At 64.2% G+C, this 11,663-nt stretch carries 9 protein-coding genes; 4 read left to right on the top strand and 5 right to left on the bottom strand.

Annotation, left to right across the window (positions count from 1 at the left end):
- The first annotated feature begins 177 nt into the window (after window positions 1-177).
- Complete coding sequence (locus NKI69_RS29850) at window positions 178-744, top strand: invasion associated locus B family protein (RefSeq protein ID WP_245273202.1); 567 nt, start codon at window positions 178-180, stop codon at window positions 742-744.
- A 67-nt stretch (window positions 745-811) separates the two neighbouring features.
- Window positions 812-2,056: a M24 family metallopeptidase gene (locus NKI69_RS29845; protein ID WP_023810875.1), complete on the top strand. Its 1,245-nt coding sequence runs from the start codon at window positions 812-814 to the stop codon at window positions 2,054-2,056.
- Between the two features lie 281 nt (window positions 2,057-2,337).
- Here NKI69_RS29845 and NKI69_RS29840 read toward each other — a convergent pair whose 3' ends face one another.
- The 5 genes from NKI69_RS29840 to NKI69_RS29820 form a co-directional block, all read right to left on the bottom strand.
- A complete protein-coding gene (locus tag NKI69_RS29840; RefSeq protein WP_023814187.1) occupies window positions 2,338-3,774 on the bottom strand; it encodes an amidase in 1,437 nt (478 codons plus the stop codon).
- A 321-nt stretch (window positions 3,775-4,095) separates the two neighbouring features.
- A complete protein-coding gene (locus NKI69_RS29835) occupies window positions 4,096-5,187 on the bottom strand; it encodes a Gfo/Idh/MocA family protein (protein ID WP_023814186.1) in 1,092 nt (363 codons plus the stop codon).
- Between the two features lie 304 nt (window positions 5,188-5,491).
- A complete protein-coding gene (locus NKI69_RS29830; protein ID WP_023813384.1) occupies window positions 5,492-6,655 on the bottom strand; it encodes an ABC transporter substrate-binding protein in 1,164 nt (387 codons plus the stop codon).
- Window positions 6,656-6,723: 68 nt separating this feature from the next.
- The gene (locus NKI69_RS29825; RefSeq protein WP_352723096.1) at window positions 6,724-7,566 is read right to left on the bottom strand and encodes an ABC transporter permease; all 843 of its coding nucleotides are present in this window, start codon (window positions 7,564-7,566) and stop codon (window positions 6,724-6,726) included.
- A complete protein-coding gene (locus NKI69_RS29820; RefSeq protein ID WP_023813386.1) occupies window positions 7,563-8,390 on the bottom strand; it encodes an ABC transporter ATP-binding protein in 828 nt (275 codons plus the stop codon). The genes NKI69_RS29825 and NKI69_RS29820 overlap by 4 nt, the downstream gene beginning before the upstream one ends.
- Before the next feature lie 336 nt (window positions 8,391-8,726).
- Between NKI69_RS29820 and NKI69_RS29815 the strand changes: the two genes are divergently transcribed.
- Together NKI69_RS29815 and NKI69_RS29810 are read left to right on the top strand one after the other, a co-directional pair.
- Entirely contained in the window at window positions 8,727-9,671 is a 945-nt protein-coding gene (locus NKI69_RS29815) for a MurR/RpiR family transcriptional regulator (protein WP_128305959.1), read from the top strand.
- Window positions 9,672-9,787: 116 nt separating this feature from the next.
- The gene (locus NKI69_RS29810; RefSeq protein ID WP_352723095.1) at window positions 9,788-11,602 is read left to right on the top strand and encodes an NAD(P)-binding domain-containing protein; all 1,815 of its coding nucleotides are present in this window, start codon (window positions 9,788-9,790) and stop codon (window positions 11,600-11,602) included.
- Window positions 11,603-11,663: the final 61 nt, after the last annotated feature.

The following is an 11,663-nucleotide window of genomic DNA, read 5'->3' as shown; positions in this document are numbered from 1 at the left end:
TCCGATTTCTGAAAGCTCCCTGTAAAATTGTTCGCTGTATCCGAAAGGTCACAGTAATTTCGCCGGCTTTCTTGCCTCCGGTCGAGCTTTCGAAACAGTCGCGGGTGTTGTATCAAGCCGTGCTCGGGAGAATACCGGGCGCGGTGAGGAAACATGCAAGACGTCCGGCAAAATAACATGACAGCTACTTTAGCGAAGTCTAATTTACTTGGCGTGGCCGCGGGGCTGACCGCCCTGTGGCTTGGTCTGGCCGCCGGCCCAGCCCTTGCCGAAGATGCCAAGCCGGCCCAGCCAAAGCCGGCTGAAAGCAATGCAAAACCGGCCGATGCCAATCCATGGGCAGTGAACTGCTCCAGCGGTTCGGCGACCAGCGAGCTTCAGTGCCAGGTTTCGCAGAACCTGACCGAGGCCAAGACCGGGCAGCGCGTGCTGACCGTGACCGTGCGCCGCGACAACGGCAATGGCAGCCTCGCCATGCTGCTTGCCCTGCCACACGGCCTGTTCCTGCCGTCCGGCGCCTCCTTCCAGATCGACCAGGGCCAGAAGACGACGATTGCCATCCAGACCAGCGACCAGAACGGCGCTTATGCCGCCACGCCGCTGTCGGCGGATCTCATCAAGGCAATGAAGTCCGGCACCAATCTGAACATCGGCATGGAATCGGTCACCCGCAAGCCGGTCACCATCCCGGTGTCGCTGGCTGGCTTCACGGCCGCCGTCGCCAAGCTGGAATCGATCAAGTAGCTGCTGTCAGCGGCTTGATTGTCGATGCGCGGAGTGCTTCGTTGCCGCTTCGAACAGTGGGGAAATCATGACAGGCTTTGTCGATCGCAGGCGCGCGGCGCAACTGATGAAGCGCGCGGGCATCGCGGCGCTGGTGCTGTGCGCACCCGAGGCCTTCCACTATGCGACCGGCGCCTCGATCGGCCCGGCGGGACTGTTCCGGCGCGCCGGCGCCGGCTTCGTCGTCATCCCGGCCCGCCAAGGCCTGCCGATCGGCGTGGTGGTGGCGGATTTCAATGCGGGACAGTTGCAACTGGCTCTGCCCGACGCCGTCATCCGCAGCCACCCGATCTGGATCGAATTCGCCACGTTTGACGCCTCGAGGCCAGCGCAAGGGCTGGCGCGGCGCATAGTGGCCGGCTTTGGCTCGTCCGGCTGGACGCCTGCCATTACCCGGCCCGCTACATTCGAGTTGGCCAATTCCGTCCATGAGCTGAAGCAGATCCTGACCGGGTTCGGTCTCGAGCGCGCAACGATCGGCGTCGATCTCGATTTTGTTCCCGCCGCTGATTTCGCTGCCATGCAGGCGCTGCTGCCGGGCTGCACGATGGTCGACGGCTCGGCGGTGCTCGACAGGCTGCGGGCCGTCAAGTCGCCGCGCGAGATCGATCTGCTGCAGCAAGGCATCATCCTGTCGGAGGCCGGGCTGGAGCGGCTGCAGGTCGATGCCATGGCCGGCATGCGTCAGGCCGATCTCATTGCCCTCTATCGGCAAGGCGTCGCCACGGCCGCGGCCGGCCTGTCCCATCCGGTCGCCACAGCCGAATATGTGACGCTCGGCGCCCGGCTCAAAAGCACCGATGCGAAAGCCATGCCGGGCGATCCGCTGAAGTGCGACATGGTCTGCACGGTCGGCGGCTACGCCTCCGACATGTCGCGCAACTTCACCTTCGGGCCGCCATCCGCCGAGCAGGCCGAACTGCACGCGATCGCCGAGCGGACCTTTGACGACGGGCTGGCATCCCTTGTTCCGGGAACCACGCTCGCCCAAGTGCATCGCGTCGCCACCGACAGCCTGGCGCGGCAAGGGCTGCGTACCTACCGCCGCGGCCATTTCGGCCATGGCGTCGGCCAGTCCGTCTTCTCAGAGCAATGGCCGTTCATTGCGGCCGACAGCGATGTCGTGATCGAAGCCGGCATGGTGCTGGCCTTCGAAATCCCGCTCTACATAGACCGCCTCGCCAGCTTCAATCTCGAGGACCAGTTCCTGATCACACCGGACGGGCCTGTTGCCATGAATCGTCTGCCGAGACGGTTGGAGAGGATTGGATAGCCGGCTTTGAGTCTGCACGCTGGAGATTGGCCGAAGCCTCCCCACCTTCGTCATCCACGGGCGGAGCAGGAGCGAAGCTCCGTCGCGGAGCCCCGAGGATCCATGCCGTGACCTTGGCCGAGGAATGCAGCGGAGCAGAACTCTTCATCGTAGCGACGCTTTGAAGTCGCGGCATGGATCCTCGGGTCTGCGCTGCGTCGCTGCGCTCCTTGCTCCGCCCGTGGATGACGAAGCGATGGGCGGATTTGGCCAATCTCGAAGCCGCACGCGGTGCCCAGCACCTACCCACTCACCGCCGGCCGCCGCCCCTTCCACGGCATCTCTCGCTCCAACTGTGCCGACGCGGCCAGCACCGTTGCCTCGTCGCCGTAGCGGCCGACGAGCTGCACGCCGATCGGGACGCCGCCTTTCGACCAGCCGAGCGGCAGCGAGATCGCCGGTTGGCCGGAGATGTTGAAGGGGAAGGCAAACACCGAGTCCGCCCATTTGGCGTTGTAGCGATCGATGTCTGTTTCCGACATGTCGTAATAGCCGAACGGGCGCGGCAGCTGCGTCAGGGTCGGGGTGATGAAGAGATCGTAGGCGCCGAGGTCGCCGACGATGTCGCGGCCGACCTGCCTGAGTTGCTCGACATCGGAGATGTGCCTGATGCCGCTGGTCGAGCGGCCGCGCTCGATGATTGCCCAAGTCACCGCCTCGACATCGCCTGGCGTCACCGGCCGCCCCACCACCGTCTCAAGGTAGTCGAACGTCGCCGCCGTCTGCACGCAGGTCATGTTGGTGTAGGTCTTCCACACAGCATTGGCGTCGAGCGGCATGTCATGCTCTTCGACGTGGTGGCCGAGGCGCTCGAGTGCCGCCACGGTCGCCAGCACCGCCGCCTTCACCTCCGCATCGATCGCCGTGCCGTTGGGCGGCGTGACGGAAAAGCCGATGCGCAGCTTCTTTGGCGCTCGCGCCGAGAGGCTGAGCCAGCTGCCATCTGGAACCGGCGGCGTGTAGGGATCGCCGGGCAGCGCGCCGGCAACCGCATCGAGATAGGCCGCGGTGTCGCGCACGGTGCGCGAGCAGCAGAGAAAATAGGCGCCGCCGTACCAATAGTCGCCGAACGGCGCGAGGCTGACACGTCCGCGCGACGGTTTTAAGCCCACAATGCCGCAGCAGGAGGCCGGGATGCGGATCGAGCCGGCGCCATCGCTGGCCTCGGCGATCGGCACCATGCGCGACGCGATGGCCGCGGCAGCGCCGCCGCTCGAGCCGCCGGGCGTGATGCCTTCCTTCCACGGGTTCTTGGTCACACCGTAGAGTTTCGGCTCGGTGGTGATCGACCAGCCATTTTCCGGCGCGTTCGACTTGCCGACCAGCACCAGCCCGGCCGCCTTCATGCGGCGAACGACCTCGGTGTCGAAATCGGCAACGACATCCCTGAGGTAGAAAGAAGAATTGGTGTTCGGCGCCCCGGTCCAGGACGAGGCCAGCTCCTTGAGCAGGAACGGCACACCGGCGAAGGGCGCTGATGTGTCGACCGTTTCGGCCTGCGCCCGCGCCATGTCGTAGAGGCGATGGATGACCGCATTGAGCGCCGGGTTGAGCCGCTCGACCAGCGTGATCGCTGCCTCCACCAGTTCCGCCGGTGAAACCTGGCCGCTGTGCACCAGTCCGGCCAGGTCGAGCGCGTCGGACTCGGCATAGGTTTTCAGCAGACTTTCGGTGACCATGTCTCTCTCCCAATTTTTCAACGTCGTTCGTTGATCTTGCCAACGTTTGGCGCCGCCTCCCGGCACCCTCTGTCGAGAGGGACCAAGGCACTCAAGAAACCTAGCTTTTCGCCCTACGAATACCCCCACCCCTAACCCCTCCCCACAAGGTGGAGGGGGATTCTGTAGGCGCTGAACTCGGCAAATCACAGGCGTTTAACACCGAGGATGAAGAGCGCGGCAGCTTCCCTCCCCCTTGTGGGGAGGGTTAGGGTGGGGGTCCTTCTTCGCCAGAATCCATATGCGACAGCCTCGAATGGGGACGGGGAGACGGGAATTGCGTCAGGCCAGGTCGATGGTCCGCCCGAGCGCGATGCTCTGTTCGGCGGCGAGCACGATGCGCAGGCTGTTGACCGCTGCATCCATCTGCTCGGTCAGGTCGAGATCCTCGCGGATGGCGCGCAGGAAGAAGGCCTGCTCGCGGTCGCAGAGTTCCTGGTGGCCGGGCTCGTCCTCCATGCTGACGATCTCGTCGGGCTTGGAGAAATTCTTGTCGCCATCGACAGCGGCATAGTGGATCTTCAGCGCGTCGGTCTTGGTGTGGCGGTCGATGTCGGCGGAGTTCGACACCTCGGCGGTGTCGGCGGCGCTGCTCGCCTGCTGTCCGGCGACGATCGACACCGCGCCCTTGGGGCCGACCACGTCCTTCACGAAATAGGCCGTCTCGCTCATCATCGGACCCCAGCCGGCTTCGTACCAGCCGACCGAGCCGTCATCGAAGGTCACGTGCAGGTGGCCGTAATTCTGCTTGTCGGCTTCCGCCCAGAGCTTGACGCCGATGCCGTGCACGCGCACCGGCTTGGCGCCGGTCAATTGGCACATGACGTCGACATAGTGGACGCCGCAATCGACGATCGGGATCAGCGAATCGATCAGGTTCTTGTGCCAGTGCCAGGCACTGCCGCTGCTCTGCTGGTTGAGGTTGAGCCGCATGACCAGCGGCTTGCCGAGTGTCTTGCCGACCTCGATGAACTTGATCCATGACGGGTGGACGCGCAAGATATAGCCGAGCACCAGCTTGCGGTTCTTGGCGCGCGCCGCCGCGACAACCTTCTCGGCATCCTCATTGTTGGTGGCGAGCGGCTTTTCCATGAACACATGGCAGTTGGCGGCGATCGCCTTCAGCGCATATTCGGCATGGGTGTTCGGCCAGCTGTTGATCGAGACGGCGTCCGGTTTCGTCTCCTTCAGCGCCTGGTCGAAATCCTCGTAGAGTGGGTAGCCGGCTAATTCTCCTGGTATCCTCGTGTTGCTCTTGATCGAGCGGCTCATGATGCCGACGATCTCGAAACCGTCGAGCCGGTGATAGGCGCTGGCATGCGACGCACCCATATTGCCGAGACCCACCACCAGCACTTTAACCTTGTCGGACACCGCTGCCTCCCAATTGATTGAATTGTGGACGGCGATCAGCGCCGCCGCTCACTGCCCTTCCTCTCCCCCGTCGATCGGGGGAGAGGTGTCGAGCCCCGCTCGACCGCGTGGGGGTCGGCCTTCGCCGCCCGCCGAATATTTATTGCGCGTCGGATTGTGCCTGTCTTGCGGCGACTGCGCGTTTGGCGAACGCCTTCCCCCACTCCGTCGCCGCTTCGCGGCGCCACCTCTCCCCCTCCGGAGGGAGAGGAAAGGAGCCCGGCAGGGCAATGAGGGGCGGCGCCGGCATGATCCGTTTGCGCCCCTACTTGATCGCCGAATCGAACAGATGTGCCTTGATCTTCTCGACATCGAGCGCGGCAAAGCCTTCCGACAGCTTGTATCCGTCGGCATCGGCCTTGACCTTGGCCTTGTCGAAATCATTGGCCGGACCGATCAGGTCGTTGGTGCAGACATCCTCGGCCTTCACCGGGGCGGTGATCTGGCCGATCTTGTGGATCTCGTCGAAAAAGCCCTGCCAGCTCGCCATGTCGTGCGAGCCCCAGCCGCCGCGCTTGTCCATGTCGCCACGGAAGACATTGATCTGCTGCAGGATCGAGGTGGTGCCGAGCTCGGGCCCGAGATTCTTGGCCAGCGTCGGGAACTGCTCGAACACCGCTTCGACCGCCGCGCGGGGATTCTGGTAGCCGAATTCGAGGCCCATCGCCCAGCCGCGCAGATACTTTTCCAGCAACGCCTTCTTGTCGGCATCCTCGAGGTCGGCGGCGCGCACGACGAAGGTGTTGGCCGGCAGCTTGGAATTCTGCACGCCGAGCCAGTATTCGAAGTCGAGCCCCTTGGCAATCCATTCGGCACGCAGCCCTTCCCATGCCAAAGCGGCGTCGCCCTGGCCGCCGGCCAGCGCCGTGCCCCAGGTCGGCCAGCCGGCCTCGACATATTTCACCTTCTTGATGTCGACGCCTTGTGCGGCCAGCAGCGGGTCGGTGATCGACTGCCAGGCGGCGGAGCCGAGCAGGATGGTCTTGCCTTCCAGCTTCTTCAGATCGTTCGACCCCTCGCCCTTGCGGAAGGCGATGCTGAACGTGTCGCGGGCGCCCATGTGGAACACCGACTTCAGCTTCATGCCGTTCTGGATGGCGAAGGAGAACACGCCGGGCGACGGGAAGCCCATATCCGCCTGGCCGACATCGACGAACTTCACCGTCGCGGTGCCGTCCGACGGCCCCGGCTGCATGTCGGTGTCCAGCCCATCGAAATAGCCGGCCTTCTTGGCCGCCCAGTAGGGATAGTCGTCGAGCACTTCGAGCGTGCCGCGCGGCGAGATCCAGGTGAATTTTCCGTAGGGTTCGGCCCTGGCCTTGAGGCCGGTGGCGCCGAGCGCCGTGGCGGTCACCAGCCCAGCGCCGGTCACCTGCAGGAAAGTGCGGCGGCTGATCCCCGCCGGATTAATCGAGATTTTTTTGGTCATGGCATTCCCCTTTTTTGTTTGATGTCGGTCTCTTGCCGCCCGCCTCCCGGGCGTTCATATCCTTGTGTTCAAGCCTCCCAGCTCGCCCATTTCTTGCCGATCAGGAAGAACAGCACGTAGATCAGGATGCCGAGCGTCGACAGGATCAGCACCACGGCGAAGAACTGCGGCATCTGGATCATCGACGAATAGGTCGTCAGCCGGTTGCCGAGGCCGAAACCGCCGCCGACCATTTCGGCGCCGACCGCTGTCAGCAGGCCGAAGATGGCGCCAATCATCAGCCCGACCAGGATCATCGGCAGCGCCATCGGCGCGCGGATCTTCCAGAAGATCTGCAAGGTGCTGGCGCCATAGGAGCGCGCCAGCGCGATCTTGGCGCTGTCGACGCGGCGAAAGCCGGTCGCGGCATTGATCATCACCATCGGCCCGGCGGCCAGCGCCACCGCGATGATGCGCGGCGTGTAGCCGAAGCCGAAGCGCAGGATCAGCAGCGGCACCAGCGCCAGCATCGGCGTCGTGACCAAAAGCAAAATGTAGGGCGCGACGATTTTCTCGGCGAACGGAAACTGGGTGATGACGGCGGCTAGAACAAGGCCTATGACGGCGCCGATCGCAAAACCGGACAACAGCTCGACCAGCGTGTAGCCGAGATGCGGCGCGATCAGCGGAAACTCGTCGAACAGCGCATAGGCGATCGAGCTTGGCGGCGGCATGATGTAGAGCGGCACATGAAACAGCCGCAGCGCCAGTTCGATGCCGCCGATGATGATCACCGCCACGGCAAGAATGGCCGCCACCTCCTTGCCCGACTTGATGCCGGGGCCGCTGGCGAAGGCCGACAGATTGGTCAGGCTGACCTCGTGGCCGTCGCCGGACTTGGTTTTCGAGAATTCCGGGATCGTGTCGCTCACGGCCTGATCCTCACGATCTCCGCGCTCGGGCGCTCCGGGGCTTTTGGCCGCGTGCGTTCGCCGACAATGTCCATCTTGATACGGTTGGTGAGGTCGAAGACCTCCTTCGTCGCCATGATCTCCAGCGAGCGTGGCCGGGGAAACGGCACGCGATACTCCTTGGCGACGCGGCCAGGCCGGGCGCTCAGCACCACGACCCGGTCGGAGAGGAAGATCGCTTCCTCGATCGAGTGGGTGATGAAGACGATGGTTGTCTTGGTGTCGAGCCAGATCTCCTCGACCAGACGGTTCATCTCCTCGCGGGTGAAACTGTCGAGCGCGCCGAACGGCTCGTCCATCAGCAGCACCGAGGGTTTAAGCGCCAGCGCCCGCACGATCGCCGCCCGCTGCTGCATGCCGCCCGACAGCTCGCGCGGAAACTTGCCGCCGAAACCGTCGAGCCCGACGCGGTTGAGCAGATGCGCGATCCACGCCCGGTCCGGCTTCTCGCCCTTGATCTCGAAGGGGAAGCGGATGTTGGCGTCGAGATTGCGCCACGGCAGAAGGTTCGCTTCCTGGAAAACGATGCCGATATCGGGATGCGGACCGGTGATGGCCTTGCCGTCGAGCCGGATCTCGCCGCTGGTCAGGCTGTGCAGGCCCGACATCGACCACAAGAGCGTGGTCTTGCCGCAACCGGAAGGACCGACGATCGAGACGATTTCATTGGCGCTGACATCGAGGCTGCAACGGTCCAGCGCCAGCAGGTCGCCGGAGGCCGTGTGATAGATCTTGGTCGCTGCCTGCACGCCAAGTTTCGGCTTTTTTGCATCGCCCGTGTTCATCTGCCCCCCGGGAAGATTGCGCGATGATCCATTGGATCATCCCTGCGAAAATCAGTCTGTAACTATCCTACTTTCCTGTCAAGCACCGGCGATGATAACTGTATCACGAAAACCGGGGGATATACCTATCTGGTTGTTTTAATGGCATTTTCACGCCCTTGAAATGCATGTTGCTTTCCTACATACTTCTGGACTGACACGGACCGGAGAGGGGAGGAGGAAGGTGAGCTTTACCCAACGACACGCTGCGGTTGCGATGCGGTCGGGCACGTGGAGCCAGGGCGTGCAAACATGCTAAGACGGCAGCCTCGCAACCCAGGGAAAGACCAGGACCCCATGACCGAAGCTGGCAGCCAGGACGAGCCTGTTCCAGACCCCGATACCGAGGGGCGCGATCCTGTCCGGCGCATTCCCGACATCATTTCGCTGGTCAAGGATTCCTACAGCGAATTGCGCCCTGCCGAACGGCGTGTCGCCGACGTCGTGCTCGACGACGTCAAATATGCCGTCGACGCGTCCAACGCCGCCCTTGCCCAGCGCGCCGGGGTCAGCGAACCGACGGTGACCCGGTTCTGCCGCGCCATCGGCTGCGAGGGTGTGCGTGACTTCAAGCTGAAGCTGGCGCAGAGCCTCGTCGTCGGCGCGCTTTATCTGGCCAAGTCGCCCTCCGTCAGCAATGACAATGGCATGCCGTTCTGGAACGCCGTGTTCGGCGAGGCGCGCCGGGCGCTGCAGGAGGCCGAGCGGCAGCTCGACCCGGCGCAGCTGCAGAAAGCCGCCGAGCTGATCGCCAAGGCGCGCCAGGTTACGGTCTTCGGCCTCGGCGGCAGCTCCTCGGCGCTGGCGCAGGAAACCCAATACCGGCTGTTCCGCTACGGCATCACAGTCAGCTCCCAGTGCGACCCCTATCTGATGCGCATGACCGCCTCGACGCTCAAGCCGGGCGATCTGGTGATCGCCATTTCGGCGACGGGACGCACCCGCGAGGTGATCGAGGCCGTCGAGCTCGCCAAGCATTACCGCGCCAACGCGATCGCCGTGACCGCGCCCGACACCGAACTCGCCCGCGCCTGCGACGTCAGGCTGACGGTGGCGGTGCCCGAATACCCCGACACGCTGAAGCCGACGGCCTCGCGCTTCGCCTTCCTGGCGGCGATCGACCTTCTGGCGGTGGCCTCGGCCTACAAGCTCGACGGTTCGGCCCGCGAGACGGTGCGCCGCATCAAATACAACGCCCAGATCCACCGCACCGGCAAGGAGATGGAGCCGCTCGGAGACTAGCTCCCTTCTCCCCGTTCACGGGGAGAAGGTGCCGGCAGGCGGATGAGGGGCGGCGCCGCATTCGACAATTGAGATTTTTACGCCGTGTGCGGCGTGTTGCAGGAAGAGGGAAAGACATGCTCGAGATAGCCCCATCGAAACAGGCAGCCGCATGGCTCGGGTCCTTTGCCAAGGTACTCGAAGCGGGAGACGCGGCGGCCGCGACCAACCTGTTTGTCGATGATTGCTACTGGCGCGATCTCCTGACCTTCACCTGGAACATCACCACCATGGAAGGCCGCGAGGCGATCGCCGATATGCTGAAAGCTGCGCTGGCGACGACCAAGCCCAGGGCATGGCAGCTGATCGGCGAGGCAACTTCGGAGGAGGGCACCATCGAGGCTTGGTTCAGCTTCGAAACCGCGGTGGCGTCAGGCGAAGGCATCATGCGGCTGCGCGACGGCCGCTGCCGGACATTGTTCACCGCGATGACGGACCTCAGGGGATTCGAGGAGCGCAAGGGCGCAGACCGGCCACTCGGCGTGCGCCACAAGGCCGATCCCCAGCGTGAAACCTGGTCGGAGGCGCGGGCGCGCGAGACGCGCGAGCTCGGCAACGAGGAACAGCCCTACTGCCTGGTCATCGGCGGCGGCCAGGGCGGCATCATGCTGGGGGCGCGGCTGCGCCAGCTCGGCGTGCCGACCATCGTCATCGAGAAAAATGCGCGGCCCGGCGATTCCTGGCGCAACCGCTACCGCACGCTCGTGCTGCACGACCCGGTCTGGTACGATCATCTGCCCTACATCCCCTTCCCCGAAAACTGGCCGGTGTTCACGCCCAAGGACAAGATGGGCGACTGGCTGGAAATGTACACGCACGTCATGGAGCTCAATTACTGGGTCGCCACCAAATGCCTCAGCGCGTCCTATGATGAGGTCGAAAAAGTCTGGACCGTGGTGGTCGACCGCGTCGGCCGGCAGATCACGCTGAAGCCCAAGCACATCGTCTTCGCCACCGGCGCCTACGGCCCGCCACGGCGGATCGATCTTCCGGGCGCCGACCGGTTCAAGGGCGAATTGCTGCACTCCAGCCAGTATGCCAGCGGCGAGAAATTCCGGGGCAGACGTGTCGCTGTCATCGGCGCGGCAAGCTCCGGCCACGATGTCTGCGTCGACCTCTGGGAAAGCGGCGCCGAGGTCACCATGATCCAGCGTTCACCGACGACGGTGGTCAAATCGAGCACGCTGATGGAGGTCGGCTTCGAGATCTTCTCGGAAGACGCACTGGCGCGCGGCATCACCACCGAGAAAGCCGACATGATCGTCGCCTCGACACCGTTCGCGCTGGTGCCCAAGGGCCAGCGGGCGCTTTACGAGGTGATCAAGGCGCGCGACGCGGCCTTTTATGACCGCTTGCGCGCCGCCGGCTTCGCCCTCGATTTCGGCGACGACGAGACCGGCCTTCTGATGAAGGCCTACCGCACCGGCTCCGGCTACTATATCGATGTCGGCGCTTCCGACCTGATCATCGACGGCAAGATCGGCATCCGCAGCGGCGTCGCCATCAAATCGCTGACCCCGAGCGGCATCCTGTTCGAGGACGGCAGCGAACTCGCCGCCGACGCCATCATCGCCTGCACCGGCTATCAGTCGATGAACGAGAATGTCGCCGCGATCGTCTCGCGCGAAGTCGCCGACAAGGTCGGCCCGTGCTGGGGTCTCGGCTCGGGCGTCAAGGGCGACCCCGGACCGTGGCAAGGCGAGCTGCGCAACATGTGGAAGCCGACCGCGCAGGAAGCACTGTGGTTCCACGGCGGCAATCTGGCGCTGTCGCGTTTCTATTCGAAATATGTCGCGCTGCAGATCAAGGCGCGGAGGGAAGGGATTGAGACGCCGGTTTACGGGGCACCGAGCAATTCAAGCAACGAGCGTCCTATGGATTCGTCATCCTAGGGCGAAGCAAGGAGCGAAGCGACGCGGCGCAGACCCTAGGATCCATGCCGCGCCATTCGTG

The organism is Mesorhizobium sp. M0491 (assembly GCF_040321265.1).
GTDB lineage: Bacteria > Pseudomonadota > Alphaproteobacteria > Rhizobiales > Rhizobiaceae > Mesorhizobium.
Note: the sequence above shows the minus strand (reverse complement) of the source record. Positions and strands in the feature narration are given on the sequence as shown.

Coding starts and splice junctions, on each gene's coding strand:
- NKI69_RS29820 (WP_023813386.1), bottom strand. CDS start 8,390: ATGAACACGGGCGATGCAAAAAAGCCGAAACTTGGCGTGCAGGCAGCG.
- NKI69_RS29815 (WP_128305959.1), top strand. CDS start 8,727: ATGACCGAAGCTGGCAGCCAGGACGAGCCTGTTCCAGACCCCGATACC.
- NKI69_RS29830 (WP_023813384.1), bottom strand. CDS start 6,655: ATGACCAAAAAAATCTCGATTAATCCGGCGGGGATCAGCCGCCGCACT.
- NKI69_RS29850 (WP_245273202.1), top strand. CDS start 178: ATGACAGCTACTTTAGCGAAGTCTAATTTACTTGGCGTGGCCGCGGGG.
- NKI69_RS29840 (WP_023814187.1), bottom strand. CDS start 3,774: ATGGTCACCGAAAGTCTGCTGAAAACCTATGCCGAGTCCGACGCGCTC.
- NKI69_RS29845 (WP_023810875.1), top strand. CDS start 812: ATGACAGGCTTTGTCGATCGCAGGCGCGCGGCGCAACTGATGAAGCGC.
- NKI69_RS29810 (WP_352723095.1), top strand. CDS start 9,788: ATGCTCGAGATAGCCCCATCGAAACAGGCAGCCGCATGGCTCGGGTCC.